This is a genomic window from Gymnodinialimonas phycosphaerae, assembly GCF_019195455.1.
Classification (GTDB): Bacteria; Pseudomonadota; Alphaproteobacteria; order Rhodobacterales; family Rhodobacteraceae; genus Gymnodinialimonas; species Gymnodinialimonas phycosphaerae.
The window spans coordinates 3,067,640-3,092,887 of the sequence record NZ_JAIMBW010000001.1 but is presented as its reverse complement, the minus strand read 5'-3'; the positions used below and the strand labels follow the sequence as shown (position 1 = coordinate 3,092,887).

31 protein-coding genes and 2 pseudogenes are annotated in these 25,248 nt (G+C 61.5%); 15 read left to right on the top strand and 18 right to left on the bottom strand.

The features are described from left to right. Positions 1 to 3: 3 nt before the first annotated feature. The 9 genes from smpB (at position 4) to KUL25_RS15340 (ending at position 6,611) form a co-directional block, all read left to right on the top strand. Positions 4 to 480 carry an SsrA-binding protein SmpB gene (smpB, locus tag KUL25_RS15380; protein WP_068364666.1) on the top strand — a complete coding sequence of 159 codons (477 nt, stop codon included), beginning with the start codon at positions 4 to 6 and terminating at the stop codon, positions 478 to 480. 135 nt (positions 481 to 615) lie between these two features. Then, positions 616 to 1,479 carry a 3-mercaptopyruvate sulfurtransferase gene (gene sseA, locus KUL25_RS15375; protein WP_257893730.1) on the top strand — a complete coding sequence of 288 codons (864 nt, stop codon included), beginning with the start codon at positions 616 to 618 and terminating at the stop codon, positions 1,477 to 1,479. After that, positions 1,476 to 2,042, top strand: a complete 567-nt coding sequence (locus KUL25_RS15370; protein ID WP_257893729.1) for a GNAT family N-acetyltransferase — start codon at positions 1,476 to 1,478, stop codon at positions 2,040 to 2,042. The genes sseA and KUL25_RS15370 overlap by 4 nt, the downstream gene beginning before the upstream one ends. Positions 2,043 to 2,059: 17 nt before the next feature. Beyond that, positions 2,060 to 3,241 carry an amino acid aminotransferase gene (locus tag KUL25_RS15365; protein WP_257893728.1) on the top strand — a complete coding sequence of 394 codons (1,182 nt, stop codon included), beginning with the start codon at positions 2,060 to 2,062 and terminating at the stop codon, positions 3,239 to 3,241. A gap of 83 nt (positions 3,242 to 3,324) precedes the next feature. Next, a complete protein-coding gene (locus KUL25_RS15360; protein ID WP_068364893.1) occupies positions 3,325 to 3,942 on the top strand; it encodes a queuosine precursor transporter in 618 nt (205 codons plus the stop codon). A 289-nt stretch (positions 3,943 to 4,231) separates the two neighbouring features. Further along, positions 4,232 to 4,654: an alternative ribosome rescue aminoacyl-tRNA hydrolase ArfB gene (gene arfB / locus KUL25_RS15355; RefSeq protein ID WP_257893727.1), complete on the top strand. Its 423-nt coding sequence runs from the start codon at positions 4,232 to 4,234 to the stop codon at positions 4,652 to 4,654. A 248-nt stretch (positions 4,655 to 4,902) separates the two neighbouring features. After that, the gene (locus KUL25_RS15350) at positions 4,903 to 5,166 is read left to right on the top strand and encodes a type II toxin-antitoxin system ParD family antitoxin (protein ID WP_257893726.1); all 264 of its coding nucleotides are present in this window, start codon (positions 4,903 to 4,905) and stop codon (positions 5,164 to 5,166) included. Then, positions 5,163 to 5,450 carry a type II toxin-antitoxin system RelE/ParE family toxin gene (locus tag KUL25_RS15345; RefSeq protein ID WP_257893725.1) on the top strand — a complete coding sequence of 96 codons (288 nt, stop codon included), beginning with the start codon at positions 5,163 to 5,165 and terminating at the stop codon, positions 5,448 to 5,450. The genes KUL25_RS15350 and KUL25_RS15345 overlap by 4 nt, the downstream gene beginning before the upstream one ends. Before the next feature lie 108 nt (positions 5,451 to 5,558). Then, positions 5,559 to 6,611: a hypothetical protein gene (locus tag KUL25_RS15340; RefSeq protein ID WP_257893724.1), complete on the top strand. Its 1,053-nt coding sequence runs from the start codon at positions 5,559 to 5,561 to the stop codon at positions 6,609 to 6,611. Between the two features lie 11 nt (positions 6,612 to 6,622). Here the strand turns inward: KUL25_RS15340 and pncB are convergent, their stop codons facing one another. After that, positions 6,623 to 7,915 carry a nicotinate phosphoribosyltransferase gene (gene pncB, locus KUL25_RS15335; protein WP_257893723.1) on the bottom strand — a complete coding sequence of 431 codons (1,293 nt, stop codon included), beginning with the start codon at positions 7,913 to 7,915 and terminating at the stop codon, positions 6,623 to 6,625. A 333-nt stretch (positions 7,916 to 8,248) separates the two neighbouring features. Between pncB and KUL25_RS15330 the strand changes: the two genes are divergently transcribed. Further along, the gene (locus KUL25_RS15330) at positions 8,249 to 9,073 is read left to right on the top strand and encodes a cobalamin B12-binding domain-containing protein (protein ID WP_257893722.1); all 825 of its coding nucleotides are present in this window, start codon (positions 8,249 to 8,251) and stop codon (positions 9,071 to 9,073) included. A gap of 67 nt (positions 9,074 to 9,140) precedes the next feature. On the opposite strand, the gene arsH is transcribed toward KUL25_RS15330, so the two are convergent. After that, positions 9,141 to 9,854, bottom strand: coding sequence for an arsenical resistance protein ArsH (gene arsH, locus KUL25_RS15325; protein WP_257893721.1), 714 nt, complete (start codon positions 9,852 to 9,854; stop codon positions 9,141 to 9,143). 104 nt (positions 9,855 to 9,958) lie between these two features. Here arsH and KUL25_RS15320 point away from each other — a divergent pair, with 104 nt between their 5' ends. Next, positions 9,959 to 11,062 carry a THUMP domain-containing class I SAM-dependent RNA methyltransferase gene (locus KUL25_RS15320; protein WP_257893720.1) on the top strand — a complete coding sequence of 368 codons (1,104 nt, stop codon included), beginning with the start codon at positions 9,959 to 9,961 and terminating at the stop codon, positions 11,060 to 11,062. Next, positions 11,062 to 12,027 (top strand): zinc transporter ZntB, encoded by a 966-nt coding sequence (locus tag KUL25_RS15315; RefSeq protein WP_257893719.1) that lies wholly within the window; start codon positions 11,062 to 11,064, stop codon positions 12,025 to 12,027. Before KUL25_RS15320 ends, KUL25_RS15315 begins: the two co-directional genes overlap by 1 nt. Before the next feature lie 4 nt (positions 12,028 to 12,031). Here KUL25_RS15315 and KUL25_RS15310 read toward each other — a convergent pair. The 9 genes and pseudogenes from KUL25_RS15310 to KUL25_RS15270 all read right to left on the bottom strand — a co-directional run bounded on the left by KUL25_RS15310 (position 12,032) and on the right by KUL25_RS15270 (position 16,448). Beyond that, positions 12,032 to 12,520: pseudogene (locus KUL25_RS15310) on the bottom strand (DUF2585 family protein). A gap of 192 nt (positions 12,521 to 12,712) precedes the next feature. Next, positions 12,713 to 13,201, bottom strand: coding sequence for a DUF421 domain-containing protein (locus KUL25_RS15305; RefSeq protein ID WP_257893718.1), 489 nt, complete (start codon positions 13,199 to 13,201; stop codon positions 12,713 to 12,715). 44 nt (positions 13,202 to 13,245) lie between these two features. After that, a pseudogene (locus KUL25_RS15300) lies at positions 13,246 to 13,440 on the bottom strand (hypothetical protein); the annotation flags it as partial. A gap of 17 nt (positions 13,441 to 13,457) precedes the next feature. Continuing rightward, positions 13,458 to 14,117, bottom strand: a complete 660-nt coding sequence (locus KUL25_RS15295) for a hypothetical protein (RefSeq protein WP_257893717.1) — start codon at positions 14,115 to 14,117, stop codon at positions 13,458 to 13,460. A 7-nt stretch (positions 14,118 to 14,124) separates the two neighbouring features. Beyond that, entirely contained in the window at positions 14,125 to 14,544 is a 420-nt protein-coding gene (locus tag KUL25_RS15290; RefSeq protein WP_257893716.1) for a hypothetical protein, read from the bottom strand. A 156-nt stretch (positions 14,545 to 14,700) separates the two neighbouring features. Further along, positions 14,701 to 15,810 (bottom strand): serine/threonine protein kinase, encoded by a 1,110-nt coding sequence (locus tag KUL25_RS15285; RefSeq protein ID WP_257893715.1) that lies wholly within the window; start codon positions 15,808 to 15,810, stop codon positions 14,701 to 14,703. Positions 15,811 to 15,876: 66 nt separating this feature from the next. Further along, positions 15,877 to 16,083, bottom strand: coding sequence for a globin family protein (locus KUL25_RS15280; protein WP_257893714.1), 207 nt, complete (start codon positions 16,081 to 16,083; stop codon positions 15,877 to 15,879). Between the two features lie 75 nt (positions 16,084 to 16,158). Next, positions 16,159 to 16,299 (bottom strand): globin family protein, encoded by a 141-nt coding sequence (locus KUL25_RS15275; RefSeq protein ID WP_257893713.1) that lies wholly within the window; start codon positions 16,297 to 16,299, stop codon positions 16,159 to 16,161. Then, positions 16,296 to 16,448 (bottom strand): hypothetical protein, encoded by a 153-nt coding sequence (locus tag KUL25_RS15270; protein ID WP_257893712.1) that lies wholly within the window; start codon positions 16,446 to 16,448, stop codon positions 16,296 to 16,298. The genes KUL25_RS15275 and KUL25_RS15270 overlap by 4 nt, the downstream gene beginning before the upstream one ends. Positions 16,449 to 16,528: 80 nt before the next feature. Between KUL25_RS15270 and KUL25_RS15265 the strand changes: the two genes are divergently transcribed. Then, positions 16,529 to 16,960: an RrF2 family transcriptional regulator gene (locus KUL25_RS15265; RefSeq protein WP_068364619.1), complete on the top strand. Its 432-nt coding sequence runs from the start codon at positions 16,529 to 16,531 to the stop codon at positions 16,958 to 16,960. Here KUL25_RS15265 and pncA read toward each other — a convergent pair. Continuing rightward, positions 16,957 to 17,553 (bottom strand): bifunctional nicotinamidase/pyrazinamidase, encoded by a 597-nt coding sequence (gene pncA, locus KUL25_RS15260; RefSeq protein ID WP_257893711.1) that lies wholly within the window; start codon positions 17,551 to 17,553, stop codon positions 16,957 to 16,959. The two genes, KUL25_RS15265 and pncA, sit on opposite strands and share 4 nt — an antisense overlap. Positions 17,554 to 17,729: 176 nt before the next feature. Here pncA and KUL25_RS15255 point away from each other — a divergent pair, with 176 nt between their 5' ends. Next, positions 17,730 to 18,257 (top strand): flavodoxin domain-containing protein, encoded by a 528-nt coding sequence (locus KUL25_RS15255; RefSeq protein ID WP_257893710.1) that lies wholly within the window; start codon positions 17,730 to 17,732, stop codon positions 18,255 to 18,257. A 19-nt stretch (positions 18,258 to 18,276) separates the two neighbouring features. Here the strand turns inward: KUL25_RS15255 and KUL25_RS15250 are convergent, their stop codons facing one another. Beyond that, entirely contained in the window at positions 18,277 to 18,921 is a 645-nt protein-coding gene (locus KUL25_RS15250) for a hypothetical protein (protein WP_257893709.1), read from the bottom strand. A 150-nt stretch (positions 18,922 to 19,071) separates the two neighbouring features. Between KUL25_RS15250 and trhO the strand changes: the two genes are divergently transcribed. Then, a complete protein-coding gene (gene trhO / locus KUL25_RS15245; RefSeq protein WP_257893708.1) occupies positions 19,072 to 19,971 on the top strand; it encodes an oxygen-dependent tRNA uridine(34) hydroxylase TrhO in 900 nt (299 codons plus the stop codon). Positions 19,972 to 20,241: 270 nt separating this feature from the next. Here the strand turns inward: trhO and KUL25_RS15240 are convergent, their stop codons facing one another. From KUL25_RS15240 to gyrB, 5 genes are all read right to left on the bottom strand, one after another. Continuing rightward, complete coding sequence (locus KUL25_RS15240) at positions 20,242 to 20,607, bottom strand: hypothetical protein (RefSeq protein WP_257893707.1); 366 nt, start codon at positions 20,605 to 20,607, stop codon at positions 20,242 to 20,244. Positions 20,608 to 20,690: 83 nt separating this feature from the next. Further along, positions 20,691 to 21,089, bottom strand: a complete 399-nt coding sequence (gene csgH, locus KUL25_RS15235) for a curli-like amyloid fiber formation chaperone CsgH (protein WP_257893706.1) — start codon at positions 21,087 to 21,089, stop codon at positions 20,691 to 20,693. A 164-nt stretch (positions 21,090 to 21,253) separates the two neighbouring features. Beyond that, positions 21,254 to 21,688, bottom strand: a complete 435-nt coding sequence (locus KUL25_RS15230) for a hypothetical protein (protein WP_257893705.1) — start codon at positions 21,686 to 21,688, stop codon at positions 21,254 to 21,256. Between the two features lie 428 nt (positions 21,689 to 22,116). Continuing rightward, entirely contained in the window at positions 22,117 to 22,767 is a 651-nt protein-coding gene (locus tag KUL25_RS15225) for a DUF2461 domain-containing protein (protein ID WP_257893704.1), read from the bottom strand. A gap of 63 nt (positions 22,768 to 22,830) precedes the next feature. After that, the gene (gene gyrB, locus KUL25_RS15220; protein WP_257893703.1) at positions 22,831 to 25,248 is read right to left on the bottom strand and encodes a DNA topoisomerase (ATP-hydrolyzing) subunit B; all 2,418 of its coding nucleotides are present in this window, start codon (positions 25,246 to 25,248) and stop codon (positions 22,831 to 22,833) included.

Sequence of the window (25,248 nt, the reverse complement as noted above, 5' to 3'; positions counted from 1 at the left end):
ACCATGGCCAAGAAACCCGAGAATCCAAACTACAAAGTCATCGCCGAGAACCGGCGTGCCCGCTTCGATTATGCAATCGAAAGCGATCTTGAGGTTGGGATCATCCTTGAAGGGTCCGAGGTCAAGAGCCTGCGCCAGGGGCAGAGCAACATCGCCGAGAGCTATGCCGAGGTGAAGGACGGTGAGCTGTGGCTCGTGAACTCCTACATTGCGCCTTATGTTCAGGCGAAGACCTTCGGCCATGAGGAAAAGCGGCGACGCAAGCTGTTGGCGTCGAAGAAAGAGCTGTCGAAGCTCTGGAACGCCACCCAGCGCGAAGGCATGACGCTGGTGCCGATCGTGATGTACTTCAACCACAAGGGTCTGGTGAAGCTGAAGATCGGCATCGCCAAGGGCAAGAAGGCTCAGGACAAGCGCGAGACGTCGGCCAAGCGCGATTGGGATCGGCAAAAGGCGCGGCTGTTGAAGCAAAACGGCTGACGCTGGGGCCTTTGGCACGCGTCGGATTGAGTTGTATTTGGCAAGATGAAGCGGGGAGCGGCAATGCGCTGCCCTTGCGTGGGCGCGGGTGGCGGCGTAGGCATTTCCGGAACAATTGTGACGGGAGACTGTGCCATGGCCGGGGTGATTGTAGGCGACGACCCGAAGACGTTGGTCTCGACCGAGTGGTTGGCGGCGCATCTGGACGATCCCGATCTGCGGATCATCGATGCCTCTTACTATCTGGCCGATATGGGCCGCGATGCCCGTGCCGAATATGCTGCGGGCCACATCCCCGGCGCCCGGTTCTTCGATATCGACGAGATCGCCGATGGGCGCTCGACATTGCCGCATATGGTGGCGCCGGTGGAGAAGTTCATGTCCCGGATGCGGGCGATGGGCGTGGGCGATGGGCATCAGGTGGTGGTCTATGATGGCATGGGAATGTTCTCGGCCCCGCGGGTCTGGTGGAACTTCCGTTTGATGGGAAAGACAGATGTCGCGGTTCTGGACGGCGGTTTGCCCAAGTGGCTGGACGAAGGGCGCGCCATGGAGGACATGCCCCCGATCGTGCGCGACCGCCACATGACGGTGCAACGCCAGGCCCATTTGGTGAAGGATGTCACGCAGGTCGCGTCTGCAAGCAAACTCGGGGATTGGCAGATCGTTGACGCCCGGTCGCCCGCCCGGTTCAGGGGCGAAGAGCCCGAGGCGCGCCCCGAGTTGCGTTCCGGGCGTATCCCGAATTCCAAGAACGTCCATTATGCGACGCTGTTCAACGCGGACGGTACGATGAAAGAGGGCGCCGCCCTGCGCGCCGCGTTCGAGGCGGGAGGCGTGGATATGGACAAGCGGATCATCACCACCTGTGGGTCCGGTGTGACGGCGGCGATCCTGATGTTGGGGCTGACGCGGCTGGGGCACATGGATGTTTCACTGTACGACGGCTCGTGGTCCGAGTGGGGGCAGTTCGAGCAGTTGAAGGTCGAAACGGGATGAGCGTTCTCCCTGCGGGGACGGAAGTGCCCTTCACGATCACCTACCTGGAAATGCCCGAGCGACCCCCGTACGGCCCGGCACAATTGCCCGGCGACGTCCGCCTGGACCGGGCGATCGACCCGCCCGTGTGGTATTTCCTGTCGCTCTATGACGCCGTGGGGCGCGAGTACGAGTGGCAGGACCGTTTCGATCAGGCCGAGGAAGACCCCGCCGCCCTGCAAGCCTTTGTGCGCAGCCCGGATGTGGTGATCTGGACGGCAATCAAGAACGGCTGGCCCGCCGGGTTCTTCATGCTTGATTGGCGGGTGCCCGGCGAATGCGACCTCGCGTATTTCGGGCTGGTGCCCCAAGCGGTCGGCACGGGTCTTGGGCCGCTTCTGGTGCAGACGGCGATTGCGACCGGTTGGGCGCGCGACGGGGTGGAAAAGATGACGGTGAACACCTGCACCCTGGATCACCCCGCTGCCCTACGCCTCTATCAGAAGATGGGTTTCGTGCCCGTCAGCCGTGAGGAGCGGATGCGAGTGCTGGCCTACGACCGCGATCCCGCTCGATTTCCCTGACCCCCTGAGGCTTGCCGATGTTCGAAACCCTCACCGCCCCCGCGCCGGACAAGATTTTCCAACTGACGGGCCAATTCGCGGCGGATCCGCGGCCCGGCAAGGTTGACCTTCTGGTCGGCCTCTACCGTAACGCGGATGGCGTGACCCCTGTCATGGGCGCGGTGAAAGAGGCAGAGCGCCGGATCCTGGAGGCGCAGACCACGAAGGCCTACCTGGGCTTTGCCGGCGACGCGGCGTTCATTTCTGGCATGCGCGATCTGCTTCTGGCCGATGCTGTGCCAGAGGCGCGCATTGCGGGCATTGCTACCGTGGGGGGCACCAGCGCCATGCGCCAGATCCTGGAGCTGGTGCGAACGTTGACCCCGGATGCGCAGGTCTGGGTTTCCGACCCAAGCTGGCCGATCCATGCGGGGATGACGGACCATCTTGGGCTGGCGCGCCGCAGCTATCGCTACCTTGACCGAAACACCAACGGCCTGGATCGCGATGGGATGATGGACGATCTACGCAACGCCCGCGCGGGCGACGTGATCGTCCTGCACGGGTGTTGTCACAACCCGACCGGAGCGGATTTGACCCTTGCCGATTGGGAGGAAGTCGCAGCGATTTGCCTGAAGACAGGTGCCATTCCCCTCGTGGACATGGCCTATCAGGGATTCGGCGCCGGGCTGGTCGAGGACGCCGCCGGAACGCGGTTGCTGGCGCAAAAGGTGCCGACACTGTTCCTCGCCGCCAGCTGCTCTAAGAATTTCGGCCTCTACCGAGAGCGCGCGGGGGTCGCCCTGATCGCGACAAGTGAGGGCGCGCGCGCCGCGGCGCAGGGGCATCTGACCGCGATGAACCGCAACAATTTCTCATTTCCGCCGGACCACGGGGCGCGGTGTGTGGATCTGATCCTGCACGACGCTGACCTGCGGCAGATGTGGGACGCGGAACTGACCGCCATGCGCGACAGCATGACCCGGAATCGCCGAGCGCTTGCGGATGCGCTGCGGGCCGAGACGGGATCGGACCGCTTTGGGTTCTTCGCGGCGCATCAGGGCATGTTCTCCTTGATCGGGGCTTCGCCCGCTCAGGTGGCGGCCCTGCGCGAGGATCACGGCATATATGTCGTGGGGGACGGGCGGATGAATGTGGCGGGGCTGACGGTGGATAATATCCCCAAGGTGGCCCGTGGTTTGGCGGCCGTGCTGGGTTGACGGACGACCAGAAGGAGCGTAGCCAGCGCCTGCTCATTCTGGGCCAAGTCTCCGACTACCTTGAAAAAACGGAAACCATATCAATGACCAGACTCCTGCCCGGCGTCCTCGCCATGGCGGCCATCGTGGTGGCCTCGAACATCCTTGTGCAATTCCTGTTCGGCCAATGGCTGACGTGGGGTGCCTTCACCTATCCGCTCGCCTTCCTCGTCACCGATGTGATGAACCGTGTCTATGGCGCGTCGGTTGCTCGCAAAGTTGTGTTCGCGGGCTTCATCGTGGGCGTCATCTGCTCGCTCATCGGGACGCAGATCATGGGCGAATTTGGCCCGCTGGTGACGCTGCGCATCGCGCTTGGCAGTGGCATTGCGTTCCTGACCGCGCAGCTGCTGGACGTGGCGATCTTTGATCGCCTGCGCAATGGGGGGTGGTGGCAAGCACCTGTAATCTCTAGCATAATCGGATCGTCCGTCGATACGGCGCTGTTCTTCTTCATCGCCTTTTCGGGTGCACTTACCGGCGTCCTGCCCGGCGATGTGGCCTGGGCGAACGAGGTGCTTCCGGTCCTTGGCATGGGCCCCGAGGCCCCGCTTTGGGTGTCGTTGGCCCTTGCTGATTGGGGTGTCAAACTTGCCCTTGCCTTGATCGCACTGGTGCCGTTCCGCCTGCTCACACGGAAAATTCTGGCACATCCTGCGTAAAAAGTTTTGACATCCACCAAATGTGTGCCAACCTAACGATAGTTGAAACAAAATCGGAAGGAGGTGATCCAGTGTCTAGAGAGGTATTGGAGAATGGTGTCGGGACAACTTGGGGGGTACGCCTTTAGGCAACCCTAGGGCCAACAGCCCAACCCAGGTGAGCCGCTGGTTCTGACCGCGCCCACCTCCTGATTTCTCGAAAGGGCTGCTCACCTTGGGCAGCCCTTTTTGGTTGGGATTTCGCTATAATGAACCTGTAGAGATCCCTTACTTACATTTGTATGGCGCCATGACCCTTCGCATCACCGACAAAATCAGCATCGAGGATTGGGAAGTCACCGAAAGCTTCGTGCGCGCGGGGGGGCCGGGCGGGCAGAACGTGAACAAGGTGAGCACGGCGGTGGAGCTGCGGTTCGAGGCGGAGCGGTCGCCGAACCTGCCCGGCCCGGTGAAGACGCGGCTGAGGCGGCTGGCGGGACGGCGCTGGACGAAAGAGGGCGCGCTGGTGCTGTTCGTGGCGGAGGAGCGGTCCCAGGCCCGGAACAGGGAGATCGCGCGGCAGCGGCTGGCGGAGCTGGTGAAGGCGGCGACGGTGGTGCCGAAACGGCGGGTCAAGACTCGGGTGAGTTTGAACCAGAAGCGGAAGCGGGTGGCGGAGAAGAAAAAGCGCGGAGAGGTGAAGGCGCTGCGGGGGTCTGTGGGGGAGGAGTGAAGGGGGCTGCTCAAGCTTGAGCAGAGGGTTAAGCGTTTGTTTTGTTTGTAAAATCTGTTTTGTTTACGTTTGATTAACCGTGTTTTGAGTGGGTTTTCAGCTATGACACCGATGTTGCGACGGTGCGCGTGTCGTTGCAGATGAAGCGCAAGCGGGTGAGGGCAAAGAAGAAGCGGGGGCTGTGGGAGAGGGTTGATTTTCTCTGTAGAGTACCAATTATTGGTATAGCGAAAATTGGAGGCTTCAACATGGCTCGCAATACATCCGTCTCCTTGGGGGATCACTTCGGAGAGTTCATCGACGAGAAGGTGAAAGAAGGCCGCTACGGCTCGGCTAGTGACGTGATCCGGGCGGGGTTGCGGTTGCTGGAGGAGGAAGAGGCGAAGCTGGAACGCCTTCGCGCAGAGATTGCGAAGGGGGATGCAAGTGGGATTGCGACTGAGTGGAACTGGGACGAGTTCCGGGAGAGCAGACGTGCGGAATACGAAGCCAAGTTGAAAGCCGCCGAGTGAAACGCATTGACTACGCTGCCGATGCCACGGCGGACATCGCAGACATCTGGGATTACACCGAAGAGCGATGGGGATACGACCAAGCGGTCAAATACGATGCGAAGATCGAGGATCGGATTGTCGGTGTTGCAAGTGGACGGGTGGCCTCCCGCTCGGCGGACGAGATCGCGCCAGAGCTGCGGCGGGCACTGGCGGGAAGCCACGTGGTGTTCTTCCGCGAGGATGAGGTGGCCGTGACAGTGGTGCGGGTACTGCATCAGCGGATGGATGTGGGGTGGGTTTAGAAGCTGAAATATCGAGAGGTGACTGTCTACTTCAAGAAACGCGCTTGCGGGCAAAGGACTTGCTCAATGAGGAAAACAAGATAGGCTCCAGAATTAAGGAGAAAATCTATGCAGATTGCTTCGTTTGACAGCGCTGGTCGCCCGGTAATTTTATTTCCCATTTTTTATGATGTGCCGCAGCACGCTATCGCTATCGAAACCTTTGTTACGAGTGCGTTAGAATTTTCGAAAATAGTTGAGTCCTTCAACCAAGACCTATTTGAAGGGCAGCTGCAGTACCGAATCTATGTTCTGCCTCCCGAAGCAGGGTCGTTTGCGCAACGCTTAGGTGTAGTTGTAATTACTGGAGCAGTGTTCGTCGGTGGGTCAATTTTCGGTGCATCGATTGGTGATTTAGGAAAGGGTTTCGTCGAAGGAGTCGTTGGACAACCACTTCAACAGTGGGGTCAAGAACTTGGCCACAATGCGCGCTCTGCCGTAGAAGACTGGTTCGAGAATACCCCCGAAAAAATCACAACCACAGAAGATGCTAGTGAATTTGAGTCGCAGATCGTTGCGGGGGGCGCTTTGACGTCCTTGAGCCGAAATTTCTTATCGCAACCAACTAGAAGCCTTCGAGAAACCGGTATCGAGATCGACGATTTCCCAGATTTGTTTGAAGCAAAGAACCGATTTTTTGAAAGTATAGAGCTAAACGCTCAAGTATCAGGGATTGGTTTCGAGGATGTTCCAGAGTTTCCGATCCGCAGGGATGAATTTCAGCGGAGAGTGACTCCAGTAAGGCGAGAGGAGGAGGAGAAGTGGACGTTTGAAGCAGTAAGACTTTTTGTAACTTCGCCGAATTGGGATCGAGCAGATCGTCAGCGGGGTTGGAAAGGTAGAGATGGCTGTGGACTTATTTCATATTTTCACATTTACGATCCTTTGTTTTGGCGGCGTTTCGATGATGGGAGAATTAATTCTCAAAATATTGATGAGATCATCGGACAAGCTGCCTACAGAATGCAAAATGGTCGCAGGAAGAACTGCGTGATCCTCAATGTGATCAGCTACAATGATGAAAATTATGCGCCAGAGATCAATAATAAAGAACTCAAGCAGCGATTAGAAGATCACTTGAATAGGTCGATATTTGACACACGCCAGGATGGCCTATTCTAGTTTAAAAATAACTAAACCACCACCTCCACCCGTTCCTGCTCCCCAACCCCAAACACCCGCTTATACCGCTCGATCTCGGCTTCAGGCCCCATGGCCTTCTCGGGGTTGTCGCTCAGTTTGACCGTTGGGTGTCCGTTCGCTGAAACAGCTTTGCACACCAAGCTGAACGGGGCGAGGGCGTCGTTGTCTACGAGGCCTCGGAAATCGTTGGTCAGCAGGGTGCCCCAGCCGAAGGACACGCGGACGCGGCCTGCAAACTGGGCCTGTAGGGTCTCGATCTTGTCGACGTCCAGACCGTCGCTGAAAATCACCAGCTTCTCGCGGGGGTCTTCGCCGCGGCTTTTCCACCAGGCAATCGCGATTTCGGCGGCGGTGGCGGGGTCGCCGCTGTCGATGCGGATGCCTGTCCAACCGGCGAGCCAGTCCGGCGCGTTGTCGAGGAAGCCTTGGGTGCCGTAGGTGTCGGGCAGGATGATGCGCAGGTTGCCGGAGTGCTCATCATGCCAGTCGGACAGCACGTCGTAGGGGGCCTGGAAAAGCGCCTCGTCATCCTCAGCCAAGGCGGCGTAGACCATGGGGAGTTCGTGGGCGTTGGTGCCGATGGCCTCCAGATCGCGGTTCTTGGCGATGAGGCAGTTGGAGGTGCCCGCGAAGCTGTCGCCCAAGCCTTCCTGCATCGCGCGGACGGCCCAATCCTGCCAGAGGAAGGAGTGACGGCGCCGCGTGCCGAAATCGGCGACGCGCAGGTCGGGGATCGCGCGGAGGCGTTCGATCTTCTCCCACAGTTTGGTCATGGCGCGGGCGTAGAGGACTTGCAGTTCAAACCGGCCCATGGTGGCGAGGACGGCGCGACCGCGCAGTTCCATCAGGACGGACAGCGCGGGAATTTCCCAGAGCATGACCTCGGGCCAGGCGCCTTCGAAGGTGAGTTCATACTGATCGCCGACGCGTTCCAGATGGTAGGGGGGGAGTTGCAGGGCCTCGAACCAATCCATGAATTCGGGGGAGAACATCTGGCGTTTGCCATAGAAGGTGTTGCCGCGCATCCAGGTGGACTCGCCGCGCGTCAGGCGGAGGGTGCGGATATGGTCAAGCTGTTCGCGCAGCTCGCCCTCGTCGATCAGGTTGGCGAGCGGAATGCGCGTGGTGCGGTTGATCAGCGAAAAGCGGACCTGGGTGTCGGGCTTGTTGCGGAACACCGACTGGCACATCAGGAGTTTGTAGAAATCGGTATCGATCAGGGAGCGGACGATCGGGTCGATCTTCCATTTGTGGTTCCAGACGCGGGTGGCGATATCGACCATGGCTGTAGCTCCGTTGTGCGGGACGGTTAGAGCAAGCCCACGCGAGGGTGGCAAGGTGCTGATGGCGGTCGACGGGGCCGAGGCGGGCCCTTGCCGCGTGATTTCCGAGGTGCGAGAGCGCGGGCGCGCCGCGCGATGGTACGGCAAGAGGGGCGGGATCTGGGGGCCGTGGCGATGCACCTTCCCACGCCCGTTTTTTTGGTATGTTGAAGGCTCAGGGATAAGAATCGCCCGTCAATCTTGAATGGCAGGGGCGGCGCACTAGAACTAGGTTTTGCGTCGGTGGCTGAACAGGCGCCTCGGCCACGCGCTGATGGCTTGGGAGGGCTGTCCATGCAAGACTATGACGAGATCGATGGTCGCTTTGATTCCGGTCAATATTTGCAATCACAGTTGGGCTTGCGCACCCTCAAGGCGCGGTTGCCTGAAAGCTCGGTCGAGATCCTGGCGCGCGAGGTCATTCGACGGATGGCCGCCCACGTCCCCGACCTGCCCGCCGAAAGCGCCGATGACGAGGATCTGGAAGCCTTGTGCAACGCGTTGTTGTCTGAGGATGATCACGCCGGTGCGCGCTTCATTCAGGATCTGCGCACAGACGGGACCTCTGTCCAAGAGGTCTATCTGTTGTATCTGGCGCGGTCCGCGCGGATGTTGGGCGATTGGTGGAACGATAGCCGCATCTCCTTCACCGACGTGGCCCTTGGCACCTCGCGGATGTACGCGATCATGCGGGCGTTGCGGTACCAGTTTAACGGGCCGCAAACGGAGTCCAAACGCTGTGCCGTCTTCGCCTCGGTCCCCGGGGAAACCCATGTTCTGGGGGTGCGGATGGCCGCGGATCTGTTCCGCAAGAAAGGCTGGGAGATCGACCTGAAGATCGACAAATCCCACGACCAATTGGTGGACGAGCTTAGCCAATCCGACGCAACTGTCGTGGGCCTTTCGGCGGGCGGCGAAAAGTCGATCGAACCGCTGTCAAAGCTGATCATCGCCCTGCGGATCAGCAACCCGAAGCTGTTCATTTTCGTCAGCGGCAACATCGTGGACGAAGCGCGCGACGCGGTGGACCTGATGGACGCCGACGGTGTCATGACAGACGTCGAAGAGGCGATGCGGATCATGTCCTCGGTCTGGGATGGTGCGATTCCTCCTCCCTAAAGGGGGCGCGCGCGGTCGCGGTTGCCGCTGAAACGCCGTGCTTTGAGCACGAGGCTTGCAAGCCGGGTCAGTCCGCCTTCGATGTATTCACGCGCTTGCTGAGCGCTGCGCGGGTTTCAACCCGCTCGGAATAGCGGTCCAGCAGGTAGCTGCGGTTGTCGCGCGTCAGGTGGGTGAATTTCACCAACTCCTCCATCACATCAACGACGCGATTATACAGCGGAGAGGGCTTCATGCGCCCGTCCTTGAACTGGTCCCACGCCATCGGGACCGAAGATTGGTTGGGGATCGTCAGAAGCCGCATCCAGCGCCCGAGGATGCGCAACTGGTTCACGGTATTGAAGCTTTGCGACCCGCCGTTGACTTGCAGGACCGCCAGCGTCTTGCCCTGCGTCGGGCGGACACCGCCCAGCGACAGGGGGATCCAGTCGATCTGGCTTTTCATGATGCCGGTCATGGCCCCGTGTCGTTCAGGAGAGACCCAGACGAAACCGTCACACCAGCTTGCGGCGTCGCGCAGCTCGGCCACCTTGGGGTGGGCGTCGGGTTCGCCGTCGGGCTGCGGCAGGCCCTTGGGGTTGTAGACCACCGTCTCGGCCCCCAGCCGCCGCAGGAGCCGGTCGCATTCCTGCGCCAGCGCACGGGAATAGGACACATCCCGTAGGGACCCATAGAGGATCAGGATGCGGATCGGATCACCGGCCCGATCCGGGAAAAGGCGGGCGGTGTCGAGGTCGTGCAGTTGGTCTGCGTCGAGGGCGGGAAAGGTATCATCACTCATGCGTAAAGTGATGCGCCGGGCATGCGGGGTAGGCAAGCTCCCCGAGGGACGCGTCATCGAGGATTGTCTTACCGAAGCGCGCAATGCGGTGTAGGACGCTTTCCATGGATGATCTTGGACTTTTTCTGGTGGCGGTGCCGGGGCTGGAGGCCCCGCTGGAGGCCGAGGCGCGGGCGCTGGGCCTGAGCGGCGTGCGGCGCGTGCCCGGCGGCATCGAAGCGGACGGCGGATTGGCGGAGGCGGCGCGGGTGAACATCCACAGCCGTTGCGCGGTGCGGGTGTTGCTGCGCGTGGCGGAATTTCGGGCGATGCATCTGGCGCAGTTGGATAAGCGATCCAGGAAGGTGCCTTGGGCGACGTGGTTGGTGCCGGGCGTGCCGGTGCGGGTGGAGGCGGTGTGCCGGCGCTCGAAGATCTACGTGACCAAGGCGGCGGTTCAGCGGGTCAGCGGCGGGTTGGAGGCGGCGGGCATTCCCGTGGCCAAAGACGCCCCGATCTCGGTGAAGGTGCGCATCGACGACGATCTGTGCACGATCTCGGTGGATACCACCGGAGAGGCCTTGCACCGGCGCGGCCACAAGGAATTTGTCGGGAAGGCCCCGATGCGTGAGACGATGGCGGCGGGTTTCCTGCACGAGATGGGGTTCGACGGGTCACAAGCCGTGGTGGACCCGATGTGCGGCTCGGGGACCTTTGTGCTGGAGGCGGCCGACATGGCATTGGGGCTGGTGCCGGGCCGGTCAAGATCCTTTGTGTTCGAGCAGATGGCGGGTGGCGGGACGCTCCGCGGGGAGTTTTTTGGGCAAGATGAAACGGAGGGTCGCGCGCATGAGGGCGTGCGGTTCTTTGGGTTTGACCGCAATGATGGGGCGATCCGGGGCGCGGTTGCGAATGCGGCGCGCGCCGGGGTTGAGGGTGTTGTCGCGTTCGAGCGACAGGCGATTTCCGATCTGGAGCCGCCCGAGGGTGGGACGCCGGGCATCGTGATCGTCAACCCGCCCTATGGCGGGCGGATCGGCGAGCGGAAGCTGTTGTTCGGGCTTTATGGCGCGCTGGGTGCGACGCTGGCCGAGCGGTTCAAGGGTTGGCACGTGGGGATCGTGACCAGCGACGGGGGCTTGGCGAAGGCCACCGGGTTGGCGTTGGAGCCCTTCGGGCCGGTGGACCATTCAGGGACAAAGATCAATCTGTGGAAAGGCCATCTGTGATGTTGGACGATGCGATCGGCTTCGTATTCGACGGGACAGGCGCGGCGACGGCGATTGCGCCGGATGCAGAAAGTGGCCCGTTGGACGGCCCGCCCTTTGAATGGCGGCATTTCCGGCGCGATGCCCCGGAAACCATGGATCGCCTGACCGCCTGCGGCCTTGATCCCTATGTAATCGAGGCACTTACCGCGGAAGAGACGCGACCGCGCTGTTCGGTCCACGGCAACGGTGTCGTGCTGAACCTGCGGGGTGTGAACCTGAACCCCGGGGCGGAGCCCGATGACATGGTTTCGGTCCGGATGTGGCTGGAGAAGGACCGGATCATCGGCGTGTGGGTGCGCCCGCTTCATGCCGTGAGCGACCTTGTGGCGGCCATCGACCGCGGTGCGGCGGCGGTGTCGGTCGGCGATTTCGTGGCGCGGCTGGCCTTGCGGCTGGCGGATTCGGCGGAGCCCTACATTGCCACGCTCAACGAGCGGATCGACGATTCCGAGGAATCCGTGCTGGAGCCCGGCGCAGAGGTCTCGCGTGCGGATCTGGCGGGGCTGCGGCGGAGCGCCATCGTTCTGCGGCGCTATCTGTTGCCGCAACGCGACGCGCTTGCGACCTTCGAGATCGAGGATCTGGGCTGGTTGAGCACCCATGACAGGATGCGCCTGCGCGAAGCGGTGGAGCGGGTGGTGCGTTTGGGCGAAGACCTTGACGCGATCCGAGACCGCGCGCAGATCGTCCATGACCAGATCATGGACCAGCGCGCCGAGCGGATGAATCGGCAGTCGCTTCTGCTGTCCGTGGTCGCGGCGATTTTCCTGCCGTTGGGCCTGTTGACCGGGCTGTTGGGGATCAACGTGGGCGGTATCCCCGGCGCGGACAATCCCTGGGCATTTGCCATCGTGACGCTGGCGCTTCTGGTGATCGGCGCGGGTCTTTTCGCGTGGGTCCGGGCGTTGGGCTTCTTCAAATAGGGCGTCAGGGGGTGTTGGGATTGAGTTCCTGCTGCCACTCCGCGACGGCGTCGACGGGATGGATCAGCATCAACGTGGTGAGCGTCAGGGAGTCGCGGCCGATCAGGGCGGCGGAAAGCTCCAGCACGGCGACCAGTGCCAGCGTCACGGGCACCCGCAGGTGCCAGGCGGCGAAGAAGCCCCCCATCATCCAGATATAATCGGCCACGGCGTTCAGGACCGAGTCGCCGGTGTAGCCCTGGTTCACCGTCGTGGCGCGAAACTGGCCGAGGACCCAGTTGGTATGTTCGATGATCTCCTACCCGATGCCGGTGAGAATGGCGATGGCGAAGAGCACGTTGAAGCCCAGTTTCGGCAGCGCAAGGCGACCGATCAGGGCGATAAGGACGCCGTGCAGGATATGCGACAGCGTGCACCAATCGGCAATGTGTTGCGAATTGCCGCTGTGCCAGATCGACCCCACCCAAAGCCGGATCGCGCCGCAGGTGCAGATCCACGGCTGGCCTCAGGCCCAGAGGACGCCCGCGATAAGTGGCACGCCCGCGAGGGCGGCGATGATGAGGGTGGTGCGGGTCATGATCCTCTGCCCTGTTTCGCAGGGATTGAGCGGACGGGGCGGGAGGTTGTAAAGATGCGATGACCGTTAGGTGGCGGACCTGTTGCCCCCGCGCAGCCCCTCGATCAGCTAGGGCTCAAGCGTATCGCCATGCAGGACCGAGATATCGCCCGTCGTCTCCAGCACCACGGCGCGCACCGTTGACGCGCGCAGCACATTGGCTTCGCGCAGCTTGGCAATCAGATCACCTCGGGACACGCGCGTGCGCGTCAGGGCATCTTCACCGATCACGCCGTCGCGCATCAGGACGATGGGCGTGTTTTGCAAGAATGCGAGCGATGTGTGGGAGGCTCGTCGAAGATAGGCGACGACGAATTGCACGCCCAGAATAACGAGGATCGAAAGGTTCGCCTGAAAGAATGTGGGCCACGTGCTGGCCTGAGCCGCACCAGCCAGGAGCGAGCCCGTGGCGACTGTTGCGACAAAGTCGAACGCCGTCATCTTGGAGAACGTGCGCAGCCCGATCAGGCGGACGACGACGATGACCCAGACAAGGCCAGATGCGCCGAGGATCAGGGCGCGCGCGATGATTTCTGGCACGATTGCGTCGAAGAACAAGGGGTTGGCCTTTTCTCTGTGGCGGACAGCGATGCGACGCTGGATCAATAGACCAACCCGGACGCCTGCGATCCGGTTCCGCCTTGCAATTGCCTCACAGGAAAACAATCCGCCCACACGCCGTCGCGATACACATCCGCAGTGCAGCAATGCAGGTCGCGGCCAAAGGTGTAGGCATCGCGGAAATCGATGGGGAGCAGCACGTTCATGCTGGGCCAGGTGGAGGAATAGCACAGGGGTGTGAGGGCGGGCCGATTCAGAGGCGCAGGCCAAGAAATATAACCGCCAAGGGCACCGGCGAAACCGCCAGCGCCACTGTCAGAAAGGTTGTGAGCGGTGAGAAGATGCCGCTGAGGCCTGCCATCATCATGATGCCACCACCGCCGCCGATGATCGAATTGCCGGGCGTGTTGACCGCAAGCGCGAGGGCCACGTAGCGATAACGCAGGCCAAGCCTGCGTGCGGCGCCGGGTTGCTCGCCCTGGAACAGGGCGAGGCGGTCTTCCGGGGGCAGCTCTGCCGCGCGCGCCACCAGATCCGCAGCCCGCCGCATCCGTAGAAACGAAAGCAGCCGCGCCAGCGTTTCGGGCGGCAGATATCGACCGATGCAGAAGGCCAGCATCATCGCCGCCACGGTGCAGATATAGACCAGCGGCGCGATGGCCGGGCCGAAGGCGGTCAGCATCGCAACGCCGATCTCTGCCCCTGGCACGAAGGGGATCGCCAGCAGGACGACATAGGCACCAGCCGCCAGCATGACGAAGCGATGCACCTGTTGTTCATTGTCGGGGCGGATCTGGAGGTTCAGCGCGTCACGGATCAGGTGCGCACCCCAAGTGGCCAGCGCGATCACGCCAATCAGGACGATGAAGCGCAGGATGAGTTTTGCCGGAAAGCGTTTGATGCGGGCGGTCAACTGGGGCTTAATCGGAAATGGTTGGTGTTTCGGGCGAAACGGCGGTGCCGGTGGCCGTGATCTCGATCTGGTTGGTCCAGTACCAGCGCCGGGTGGTCCACGTACCGTCGACGACGATATCCGTGCCGTCGACACGGCCATAGAAGACGACCGTATGGGGGGCGTCGGGGCAGAGGGTTGTGGCGGTGAAGTGGATGACGCTGTCGATCTCTTTGGTCAGGTAGTCGGACCAGCCGAAATCGCAGTAATTCTGACAATCGACAGACATGAACGTGCCGTCGCGGAAAACCAGTTCATCTTCCAGAACGGCACCGCTGGCCAGATCGGTGCCGAGGATGTCGAAGGTCATCCCGTCCAGCGCGCGGCCTGCGATCCAGTCGCCCTCGGGCACCTGGAAATCGGGAATATCCTCGTTCATCACTGTCATGGTGGCGGCACCTGTCCCGAGAGTGATGGCGGCAATGCCGAGGACTTGGACGATTTACACCATTGGTCCTTCCCTCGAATATGACAGATCGCGCGACTATGCGGTGGTGCCTGGATCCAAGCAAGACACGATTGGTGCGGGTTGGGCCCTGCGGGATCACTGCACCGGGAAGTAATCCTCGCACGTCCCTTCGCGGTACACATCGGCCGTGCAGCAATGAAGCCCGCCGCCAAAGGCGTAGGCGTCGCGGAGGTCAACGGGGATGACGTTCATCCCCAGCTTGTCCATTTGTTCCATCTGGTAGTGTTCAGACGCCTCGACACAGACGGTTTTGGGGTCGAGGACGAGGACATTCATGCTGAGCCAGGTAGAGGAATAGCACAGCGGCGGGGGCGCGTTGTGGGCCGGTTGGGCGGCGTCGACGATTTCCCAGCCGTTCTTCTCATACATCGCGCGTTGATCTGCGGGCAGGCGGCGTTGCGGGTTGTTGAGGATCAGGCCGGGGCGGAGCGGCGTGAAGGTGGCGTCGATGTGGATCGGGTAGGGATCGCCGGGAAAGTTCACGGTGTGCACGCGGTGATCGGGGAAGTGGCGGCGCAGCCATTCGATCCCCTTGAGGTTGGTGGTGAAGCCGTGCTGCACCACGAGGTCGCGGCCAAACCGGAGGACGTCGGCGGCATCGAACAGGGGTTCTTCCTCGGTGGTGACGAAGTGCTTTTCCTCGGCCCATTTCAGGCGCTGGGCATCGCCGATTTTCTCGTTCAGATAATCGGGGTGGTAATCGGCGTCAGTCAAGCGTGGCTTGGGCGCGGCCTCGTGCCGGAAGTTGGGGTCTTCCTCCCAGTATTTTTGCAGCAGGGGGCGGTAGTTAAGGTATTCGAACCAGCGGCAGCGATAGGACATCGTCGCCTCAAGAATTTCTGAACCGACGGTCAGCAGCACGTCACGGGGCGGCATGCAGCCGAACTGGCTGTCGGTGTGAAAATCGGGGGTGGTGGCGGGCTTCGAATGGTCGATGGAGGTGGGCCGGTCCACGCGGATGCCCCGGGCTTCCAGCTGACGCGCGAAGGTGTCCAGCAACTCATTCGCGCGGTCGATGGTGTCTTGCGGGCGCTTGCCCCATTGGCCGCGCATGTCGCTATCTTCCGGCACCTTGGCGTCCAACGCAGGCTCTGCCGGAGGGATGTGGCAATCATCCGCGCGGCCCACGATGACATGGCGCAGCGGGTCCCATTCGTTCCAGCTGTTGACGATTGTATTGGTCATGTGAGGTCCCCTTCCGAGCCGTGTGATAGGATCGTTTAGGGGCGTGTTTTGCCCATGGCAAGCGCGCTAAAGGTGCAGATCGGGGACGCCACCCATCCGCACGCGGGTGGCAGCAAGGCCAAGGGACAGCCCGCGCCAGATGCGATGGGCCGTGCGTGACCACGCGGCGGCGGTATCCGGTGGCAAGACGTCCAGAAGCACCTGGTCAAAAATGCCAAGCCAGATGGCAAAATGTTCCGGCGTTATCGCGGAAATGGCGGAATGGGCGTGCATCGGATTGCCGGAATAGACCGGCTCACGCAGCAGGGCGTTGCGCCAGAAGCGGGTGATTTTCGCGATATGGGAGTCTCAGACCGCAGCATCATGGCCGATGGTGTCATGGAAGATCGGCGACAGGTCGGGATCGGCCCGCACGCGGACGTAGAATTGATCGGCCACCGCCCTGATCTGAGCGTCCGTCACATCAATTCGGGGCAGGGCAGTGGTCACATGAACATCCAGAGCACGACAAGCATCACGGTGAGATAGACGAGCATGTTAAACATGGACCGGATCAGCCCCATGTCCTTTTCAGAATCGACGCCGAACATCCGGCAGATCGCCGTGCCGGGCCAGAGCATGATATCAACTATCGACATCGATTGATTCCTTAATAAGTATTTTGGATGCGTATTATATGCCATTGCTTAAGGCGCATTGTAAATGCTAAATATAGCCCATGCAGTTGGGAAAGTTCACAGACTACGGGTTGCGGGTGCTGATCCATCTGAGCGCCAGCGCGCCGAACAAGGTGCCGGTCACGCAGATCGCCGCAACATTCGACTTGTCGGAACACCATCTGGCGAAGGTATGTTCACGTCTGGTGAAGGGTGGGTTTCTGGTCTCTGAGAGAGGCCGGGCAGGCGGATTGAGATTGGCCCGCGATGCCGCCGAGATCCGCCTTGGCGCCGCCGTGCGGTGCCTGTCAGAGGATACCAAACTGGTGGAGTGCTTTGGGCAAGGTCCGTGCAGTTGCCGCCTGTTGCCGATGTGCGGCGTGAAGCAGCCGTTGGCCGAGGCGATGGCCGCGTTCTACGCCACGCTGGACGGCTACACGCTTGCAGATGTCAGCCGGAACCGGACCGCGTTGAAGGCATTGCTGGGGGTTTAGGTCAGCGTGACGCCTGCGTCCCGCATGCCTTGGCGCGCCGCCGCGAGCGAGCCGTCGAAATCAATCGCCCGGCAGAGGTCTTCGCGGACGGTCACGGCAAACCCCAGCTTGGCCGCGTCCACGGCAGAGTAATTCACGCAGAAATCCGTGGCGAGGCCCACAAGCGTCAGATCGGTGATGCCGCGTGTGCGCAGATATCCCTCCAACCCCGTGGGGGTCTTATGGTCATTCTCGAAAAACGCAGAGTAGCTGTCGATGGCGGGGTTGAAGCCCTTGCGAATGATCAGGTCCGCACGGTCGATTGTGAGGTTGGGGTGAAACTGCCCCCCCAAGCTGCCCTGGATGCAATGATCGGGCCACAGGACCTGCGGCCCGTAAGGCATATCGATGAGGTCCATGCCGGATCTGCCGGGATGGCTGGACGCGAAAGAGGAATGGCCCGCCGGGTGCCAATCCTGCGTCAGGATCACGGCGGGAAAGTCCGCCATCAGCGCGTTGATACCGGGGACAATCGCGTCCCCGTCGGTCACGGCCAAGGCGCCGCCGGGGCAGAAATCATTCTGGACGTCGATGACGAGGAGGGCGTGGGTCATGGTGCGGTTCCCTTGGCTAAGCGGTGACAGGTTACGCAGACCCGCCGGGATTGAAAACCCGCCTGCGCTTTTGTCGGGCCGTGGCCGGGCGTTGACGAGGATCAACGCGGCGTGCGGCGGAAATGGTAGAAACCCACGGTCGCATGAACGCACAACACCGCTGGAAGGGGGATCAGATGAAGGTTTTCGTAGGCTATGCATCGACACAGGGCCAATCGAGCAAGATTGCCCGGTGGATCACCGATGGCCTGGTGGCAAAGGGCCACGGGGTGGAGCTTTTGTCGCTGGACGACAGCGATGATCTGGCGCTGGATCGGTTTGACCGCGCCGTTATCGTAGGCTCGATCCACGTGGGCCACTACAAGCCGTCGCTGGTCCAGTTCATGACGGATCATCAGCGGTGGCTTGACCATCATCCGGTGCTGTTTGCCTCGGTCTCTTTGGCGGCGGCGGGCCATGACGCAGAGGATTGGCGCGCCATTGACCGGATCATCGAGGATCTGAGGGAGGTGACAGGTTGGGAAACGGGGCAAGTGGCCCAGATCGCGGGGGCATACAAGCCATCGGAATACGACATCTTCACCCGCTTCATCATGCGCCGGATCGAGGCGAAGAAAGACCCGGAGGCCGATCTGAACGCTGACAGGGAATATACTGACTGGACCGCGTTGGAGGCTTTGGTGACGGGCTGGATGGGCACCTGACGCCGTGGCGAAAGCCTGATCAGCCCCGTACCCGGCGCCGCAACATCAGGACCCCGCCCAGAAGAAGAAGCCCGCCCGCGGGAAGGGGGACGGTCGCGGGTGTTGTGACATCCGGCACGGTTAGGAAGATCTGTGCCGCTGGAAAGCCTGCCCCGGCATCGAACCAGTTGCCGCTTCCGAACCGGCCCCAGTTTTCGCCCCCGAAGTCATTGCCGCTGCGCAACCACTGGTATTCGCCGCCATCGTCAAATGCCTCGATGAGGAACACGTAGGTTTCGCCTTGGGTGACAAGGAAGGTATCGCCGTAGAAAAAGCTCAGGATCGATACGCCATTGGGTGGCGTGGTGGCGGTCAAGGTTTGTGTATCGCTGATGATCTGTGGGCCTGGTGCGGTGTCGTCGACATAGGTGTGAAGCGAGCCGCGCACCTCTCCGGCTACGTTGACGAGAAACGGAACGTTCACCTGGGACAAGGTGCCGATGTAATCCGACACGAAACTGAACGCGCGTGTCGTGACGGAGTTGTTCCCCATGGTGTAGCTGATGCCGGTGGTTTGGAAATCCCAGCTGTTGGTTGCAAGTTCAAGGGTCGTGGCTGACGCCAACCCGACGTGCGACAGAAAACAGAACACGGCTGCGGTCACGTGCTGAAGGGCGCGGTTCATGAGAAACCTCAAAAAAGTGCCAAGATGCCTAAAAAATGTGCACGTAGGATGTTTGGATTTGGACCATCCTGTCAAGTTTGGCGCAGGGAGGGAGCCTGTTGCGGCGCGAAAGGCTTGAGCGCTGCTGTCCATCGGTCTAAGGGCTCGCCCATGTATACCGTCGCCGCGCTTTATCATTTCGCCCCCGTGCCTGATCCCGCCGCCGTGCAGAAACCCTTGGCGGCGCTGGCCTGTGGCTTGGGGGTCAAAGGCTCGCTCTTGATTGCGCCGGAAGGGATCAACGGCACGATTGCAGGGTCGCAAGCGGGGATCCGTGCCGTGCTGGCGCATATCCGGGGCCTGCCCGGATTTGCCGGTCTGGAATGGAAGCTGTCGACGGCGAGTGAACCGCCGTTCGGGCGGCTCAAGGTACGGCTGAAGAAAGAGATCGTGTCCATGGGCGCGCCGGGGCTGAACCCGGCCTCGGTCGGGACCCATGTGACGCCCGCCGACTGGAACGCGCTGATCCAGGCGCCCGATGTGGCCGTCATCGACACCCGCAACGCCTATGAAGTGGAAATCGGCACCTTCGAGGGCGCGATTGATCCAGGCACCGAGACGTTCCGCGATTTCCCCGCCTGGTGGGAGGCCAACCGCGACCGCTTCCACAACAAGCGCATCGCGATGTTCTGCACCGGCGGCATCCGGTGTGAGAAGTCCACCGCCTACCTGAAAGCGCAGGGGGTGGAGGACGTGTTCCACCTGAAAGGCGGCATCCTGCAATACCTTGAAGATGTGCCCGAGCAAGACAGCCTTTGGCAGGGCGGCTGTTTCGTCTTCGACGAACGCGTCGCCGTGGGCCATGACCTCAAGGAACTTCCGTTCAAGCTGTGCCGCGCCTGCCGACATCCGATCACCTGCGAGGAGAAGGCGGATCCCGCCTTCGAGGAGGGGGTCTCCTGCCCGCGCTGCATCGATGTGCACTCCGACGCCGACCGCGAACGTTTCCGCGAGCGGCAAAAGCAGATCGCCTTGGCGAAAGCCCGCGGAGAGGCGCATTTGGGCGGCTAGGCCGCGCGCGCCGCACCGCCCTGCCAAACGAAAAAGCCCCCGACGTCCGATTGAAAGAAAACCGGAAGCCGGGGGAGGTGGGACACGCCTGAGTGAGGGTGCGTGGGGGACGTGAGAGGAAGAGCCGGGCACCCAACCCGTCAGGGGAAACGGGGTTAGGGGAGGGGTTGAGTGCCCGGGGTTTCGGCCAGCGAACCGGCCGATCCTTGGAGGCTGGTGATCGCGGGTTTCCCGCGAAGGCTTACCAGCCGAATGCGAAGGCTCCTCGGCTTACCAACCAAATACGAAGACCAAGTCGCCCTGGTTGCCGTTCTGGGCGAGGTGGGCGTCGGTGTTTTCACCGAACTGGAAAACACCCCCGGCGTTGCCGCCGCCACCCTGGGCGAGCGAGCCGTTGTGGCCGTTGCCCTCTTGGTGGATGACGCCGACGGAACCGCCCTGCGACACCTGGGTCAGGACCTCGACCGGGTCACCACCGTTGGCGATTTGGTAGAGGACAAGCGCGCCGGCGATGGCGTCACGCTCTTGCTGGTTGCCGGCGGTGATGCCGAAGCTGATCTGTTGGGCGGCAACCGGAACGGCGGTTGCGGCGGTGGCGAGTACGAGGGCGGCGGCGGTAAAGGTTTTCTTAAACATGGCAGTGTTCCTTGGATGAAAGGGGTTGTGAAAAAGGGTCGGATAAAAGGAATCTTGAAAAAGGTCTTGGTCTTGGAAGAGTCTTAAAGTGTTGTGGGGCAGCGGTAGGTTTGCCCGTCGATGGTAAGCGTCATCTCGGCATCGAGGCTGGACGCGGAACCGCTGGTCATCATGCGACCAAGCTCCAGCGTCTGACCGGCGCGGACCGAAAAGGGACCGCCCTGGTTCATGCGAGTGCCGGGGCCCTCGACGCGCAGCTGGTAGATGCCGGAAACTGCGGTGGTGGCTTGGATCACCGGCTCGATCTGCAAGAGACCATTGGCGGTGCCGATGGCGAGGTTGCAGGAAATCGGCGCAGCGGTTTGGGCGTGGGCTTCGCGGGTGACGTCTGCAGTTTCGGCAGAGATCGCGGTGCAGCCCAGGACGGCCGTAGCGACGGCGGCGATGCTGAGGGCCGTGGGGGATTTGATGAACTTGGTCATTGGCCTGTCCTTTGTGAAAATGGGGGTCGAAGTGAAATTCTGAAATCGGGTCTTGAAAAAAAGGGTCTTGGGTCTTGGTACTCCGGGGGCGGGGCGAAGGGGAGAAGGGGAATCCCGCCCCCGGAGGTCTCCGGGCCAGAGAGGTTGGCCCGGAATGTCTGGGCTTAGTTGGCCTGGATGATCAGCGCCGTGTTGCCCGTACCGGTCTGGTTCAGAGCACCGGTGTTGCCCACGCCGGACTGGATCACAGCGCCGGTCTGGAAGTTGCCGTTCTGCACGACTTCACCGTAGTTCAGGGCGCCGGACTGCTGGACGGCGCCAGCGTTGAAGGAGCCGTTCTGGCCAACAACACCAGTGTTGAACGCGCCGTCCTGACCGATCACAACCGTGTTCCAGTTACCGTTGGAGATGCCAGCGGCGGTGTTGTTCCAGCCGGTCTGACCGATTGCGGTGTTGTTGCAGTTGCCGAACTGCTGGACGCCAGCGGAGTTGTCCCAGCCGAACTGAGTGGCCGTGGCGAGGTTGCAAGCGCTGGCTGCACCAACAGTTGCGATCAGAGCGATGGAGACGGCGGCGGTTTTGATGAGTGCGAGTTTCATGGTGTGAATTCCTATAAATATAAAGATTTGGTTTAGGTGTGTGGTTTCAGGTTCGTGTTGTGCAGCTCGTATTTGGGTAATGCCCGGTGAGCCGATGAACCAAACATGGCCCCAACACCCGCTGTCAGACAATTTCCGCGAAAGGAAAGGTCATAACAGGGCCATGTTATCGAATGTCATTGGTATAACTATCTGAAATAAATATATTTTAACTGGAGGCATTCATGCGTGACGCCACGTCGGGAATTTGCCCGATAGCGTGCTGTCATGGCCCTGTCAGGCCCGTGTTATCGGGTGTCAACGCGGCAGGTAAGGTTTCCCCGCAATGCCTGAAACGGGGGCTCAAGACGGAATTCGACGAAAGCTCTGCTTAAGGTAAGGCTACCCTTACCCATTGGGCGCGTTTCGAATCATTTTGGGAAAGGGCCTTAGCCCGGAAACGTGTGATCCAGGATTTTCCACACCGGAAGAATCGCGGGAATCATCCTGTTGAGCGTTTTGAGAAGACCTTTGTCCTGCCATCCCTCGGGCAGATCGGCGGTTAGGGCAAAGGATTTGCGTTTCAAAAGGTCCGCGTGGGGGTGGTCCTGGTCAAAGGGCTTGGGCACACGCTTCAGCGGGGCGGGCCCCCAGTCCGAAAGCTGCGCCCCGGAGGCCGCCATTGCATCGGTCAGGTCGTCGCCGTCGCGGTCGACCATGTTGCGGTACGTGGTCAGGCTGTCTTTTTCCAACCCCATGATGCCCATCCCAAGGATCAGATACTCGGGCGAGGCGCCGAAGAACCACGCAGGCCCAAGGGAGGGCCGCTGCCACATCAGATGCAAATGGGTGTTGTAGGGCGTCTTGTCCTTGGAGAACCGCACATCACGGTGGATGCGGAAGACCTTGGGCTTGTGCGCTTTGCCGGTGGCCTTCGCGAGGTCTTCGGCCATGAGGTCCGCAAGCAATTCGGCAGGCTTCTTGATCTCGGCATTATACAGGGCCTTGTGGCCCTCGTAGAACGCTTTGGTGTTGTCGGCGCGGAGGTCCGTGAAGAACGCGTTGGCACGGGTGATGAGGGTATCGAAACCGTCGGACATGGGCTCTCTTTCATCTTGCCCGAAAACTCCGGGGGTCCGGGGGCTGGCCCCCGGTTGGTCCCTTCAGAAATCCAGGTTCTCCACCGACAGCGCGTTGTTCTGGATGAACTCACGCCGGGGCTCCACCACGTCGCCCATCAGCTTGGTGAAGATGTCATCGGCATCCGCCAGATCGGCGACCTTCACCTGCAACAGCGTGCGCGCGTCCGGGTCCAATGTGGTTTCCCACAACTGATCGGGGTTCATTTCCCCCAGACCCTTGTAGCGTTGCATCTGCTGGCCGCGTGCGCCTTCCTCCAGAATGGCGTCGAGAAGCTCTGTCGGGCCATGGATCAGTTGCTGACGGTCCTTGCGGGTCAGATTGGCCGGGTCGCGATAGATCGTGCGGCTGTCTTGCGACACCTCGGCCAATTTGCGGGCCTCGCCCGAGCGCAAAACGGCCCCGTCGAGGGTGCGGATTTCTTCCACACCGCGCAACACGCGGCTGAGGCGGATGCCGTGATCCTGGGTGATACGGCCGTTCCAGCCACGCTCATATTCCACGGCAACCATGTCGAGGCGCTTGGCCACGTCGTCGGCCACCCCTTGCAGGTCGGCGTCGGCTTTGCCGGCGTCAAACGCGCCCGCAAGTGCTGCCTGTTCGACGATACGGCGCGGGTAATGGGTGGGGAAGGCATCGAGGATGCGCTTGAATTGCCGCGCGCCGGTGACGACGCGGGCCAGGTCCTGGCCTGCGATTTCCTCGCCCGTGGGCAGGCGCAGGGACGCGCCTTCGATGCCCTGGGCGACAAGGTAATCCTCAAACGCGGCTTCGTCCTTCAGGTAAACCTCGGACTTGCCACGGCTCACCTTATAAAGCGGCGGCTGCGCGATGTAGAGGTAGCCGCCGTCGATCAACTCCGGCATCTGGCGGAAGAAGAACGTCAGCAGCAGCGTGCGGATGTGCGCGCCGTCGACGTCGGCGTCCGTCATGATCACGATCTTGTGGTAACGCAGCTTGTTGATGTTGAACTCATCCCGGCCAATGCCGGTGCCAAGCGCGGTGATCAGCGTGCCGATTTCCTGGCTGCCCAACATCCGATCAAACCGGGCACGTTCGACGTTCAGGATCTTGCCTTTCAGGGGCAAGATCGCCTGGTTATGGCGCGACCGGCCCTGCTTGGCGGAACCCCCGGCAGAGTCACCCTCCACCAGGAACAGCTCAGACTTGGCTGGATCTTTCTCCTGGCAATCGGCCAGCTTGCCGGGCAGCGAGGCGATATCCATCGCAGTCTTGCGCCGCGTCAACTCCCGCGCCTTGCGCGCGGCCTCGCGGGCCAAAGCGGCTTCCACGATCTTGGAAACGATCACGCGGGCCTCTTGCGGGTGTTCTTCGAACCATTCCTGCAGCTTCTCGTTCACCAGGCCTTCCACGGCGGGGCGCACCTCGGAGGACACCAGCTTGTCCTTCGTCTGAGAGCTGAACTTCGGGTCCGGCACCTTAACCGACAGCACACAGGTCAGGCCTTCGCGCGCATCATCGCCGGTGAAGCTGATCTTCTCTTTCTTCGCGATCCCGCTGGATTGCGCATAGAGGTTGATGGTCCGCGTCAACGCACCCCGGAAGCCCGCCAGGTGGGTGCCGCCATCCCGCTGGGGGATGTTGTTGGTGAAGGGCAGCACGTTTTCATGGTAGCTGTCGTTCCACCACATCGCGACCTCGATGCCGATGTCGTCCTTTTCGCCGGAAATGAAGATCGGCTCATCCAGCGCCGAGGATTTGGAGCGGTCGAGGTAGCGAACGAATTCCTTCACGCCGCCTTCATAGAACAGGTCGGATTCCAGCGCATCGGCGGGGCGTTCATCGCGCAGGATGATACGCACGCCCGAGTTCAGGAACGCCAGTTCGCGCAGCCGGTTTTCCAGCGTAGTGAACACGTAATCGAGGTTGGAGAAGGTTTCCGTGGACGCCATGAAGCGAACCTCGGTGCCGGTGCGGTCGCCGCACTCGCCCACGACCTCCAGCGATTTCACGGTGAAGCCGCCTTCGAAGCGCGCGACATGTTCCTTGCCATCGCGCCAGATCCGCAGCTCCAGCCAATCGGACAGGGCGTTGACAACGGAAACGCCCACCCCGTGCAGACCGCCCGAAACCTTGTAGGAGTTGCTGTCGAATTTTCCGCCAGCATGAAGCTGGGTCATGATGACCTCGGCTGCCGACACGCCCTCTTCCTCGTGGATGCCCACGGGAATGCCGCGCCCGTTGTCGGACACGGACACGCTTGAATCGGCGTGGATCGTGACCGTCACGGCGTCCGCGTGGCCGGCCAAAGCCTCGTCAATGCCGTTGTCCACGACCTCGTAGACCATGTGGTGCAAGCCGCTGCCGTCATCGGTATCGCCGATGTACATGCCGGGGCGCTTGCGCACGGCCTCCAAGCCCTTGAGAACCTTGATAGAATCGGCGCCATAGTCTTCGCCGTTGGCGGGTGTGTCGCTCAT

Bases quoted from the DNA above. Each gene is read 5' to 3' on its own strand.
- smpB (WP_068364666.1), top strand. From the start codon at position 4: ATGGCCAAGAAACCCGAGAATCCAAACTACAAAGTCATCGCCGAGAAC.
- sseA (WP_257893730.1), top strand. From the start codon at position 616: ATGGCCGGGGTGATTGTAGGCGACGACCCGAAGACGTTGGTCTCGACC.
- KUL25_RS15370 (WP_257893729.1), top strand. From the start codon at position 1,476: ATGAGCGTTCTCCCTGCGGGGACGGAAGTGCCCTTCACGATCACCTAC.
- KUL25_RS15365 (WP_257893728.1), top strand. From the start codon at position 2,060: ATGTTCGAAACCCTCACCGCCCCCGCGCCGGACAAGATTTTCCAACTG.
- KUL25_RS15360 (WP_068364893.1), top strand. From the start codon at position 3,325: ATGACCAGACTCCTGCCCGGCGTCCTCGCCATGGCGGCCATCGTGGTG.
- arfB (WP_257893727.1), top strand. From the start codon at position 4,232: ATGACCCTTCGCATCACCGACAAAATCAGCATCGAGGATTGGGAAGTC.
- KUL25_RS15350 (WP_257893726.1), top strand. From the start codon at position 4,903: ATGGCTCGCAATACATCCGTCTCCTTGGGGGATCACTTCGGAGAGTTC.
- KUL25_RS15340 (WP_257893724.1), top strand. From the start codon at position 5,559: ATGCAGATTGCTTCGTTTGACAGCGCTGGTCGCCCGGTAATTTTATTT.
- pncB (WP_257893723.1), bottom strand. From the start codon at position 7,915: ATGGTCGATATCGCCACCCGCGTCTGGAACCACAAATGGAAGATCGAC.
- KUL25_RS15330 (WP_257893722.1), top strand. From the start codon at position 8,249: ATGCAAGACTATGACGAGATCGATGGTCGCTTTGATTCCGGTCAATAT.
- arsH (WP_257893721.1), bottom strand. From the start codon at position 9,854: ATGAGTGATGATACCTTTCCCGCCCTCGACGCAGACCAACTGCACGAC.
- KUL25_RS15320 (WP_257893720.1), top strand. From the start codon at position 9,959: ATGGATGATCTTGGACTTTTTCTGGTGGCGGTGCCGGGGCTGGAGGCC.
- KUL25_RS15315 (WP_257893719.1), top strand. From the start codon at position 11,062: ATGTTGGACGATGCGATCGGCTTCGTATTCGACGGGACAGGCGCGGCG.
- KUL25_RS15290 (WP_257893716.1), bottom strand. From the start codon at position 14,544: ATGACAGTGATGAACGAGGATATTCCCGATTTCCAGGTGCCCGAGGGC.
- KUL25_RS15285 (WP_257893715.1), bottom strand. From the start codon at position 15,810: ATGACCAATACAATCGTCAACAGCTGGAACGAATGGGACCCGCTGCGC.
- KUL25_RS15280 (WP_257893714.1), bottom strand. From the start codon at position 16,083: ATGCACGCCCATTCCGCCATTTCCGCGATAACGCCGGAACATTTTGCC.
- KUL25_RS15270 (WP_257893712.1), bottom strand. From the start codon at position 16,448: ATGTCGATAGTTGATATCATGCTCTGGCCCGGCACGGCGATCTGCCGG.
- KUL25_RS15265 (WP_068364619.1), top strand. From the start codon at position 16,529: ATGCAGTTGGGAAAGTTCACAGACTACGGGTTGCGGGTGCTGATCCAT.
- pncA (WP_257893711.1), bottom strand. From the start codon at position 17,553: ATGACCCACGCCCTCCTCGTCATCGACGTCCAGAATGATTTCTGCCCC.
- KUL25_RS15255 (WP_257893710.1), top strand. From the start codon at position 17,730: ATGAAGGTTTTCGTAGGCTATGCATCGACACAGGGCCAATCGAGCAAG.
- KUL25_RS15250 (WP_257893709.1), bottom strand. From the start codon at position 18,921: ATGAACCGCGCCCTTCAGCACGTGACCGCAGCCGTGTTCTGTTTTCTG.
- trhO (WP_257893708.1), top strand. From the start codon at position 19,072: ATGTATACCGTCGCCGCGCTTTATCATTTCGCCCCCGTGCCTGATCCC.
- KUL25_RS15240 (WP_257893707.1), bottom strand. From the start codon at position 20,607: ATGTTTAAGAAAACCTTTACCGCCGCCGCCCTCGTACTCGCCACCGCC.
- csgH (WP_257893706.1), bottom strand. From the start codon at position 21,089: ATGACCAAGTTCATCAAATCCCCCACGGCCCTCAGCATCGCCGCCGTC.
- KUL25_RS15230 (WP_257893705.1), bottom strand. From the start codon at position 21,688: ATGAAACTCGCACTCATCAAAACCGCCGCCGTCTCCATCGCTCTGATC.
- KUL25_RS15225 (WP_257893704.1), bottom strand. From the start codon at position 22,767: ATGTCCGACGGTTTCGATACCCTCATCACCCGTGCCAACGCGTTCTTC.
- gyrB (WP_257893703.1), bottom strand. From the start codon at position 25,248: ATGAGCGACACACCCGCCAACGGCGAAGACTATGGCGCCGATTCTATC.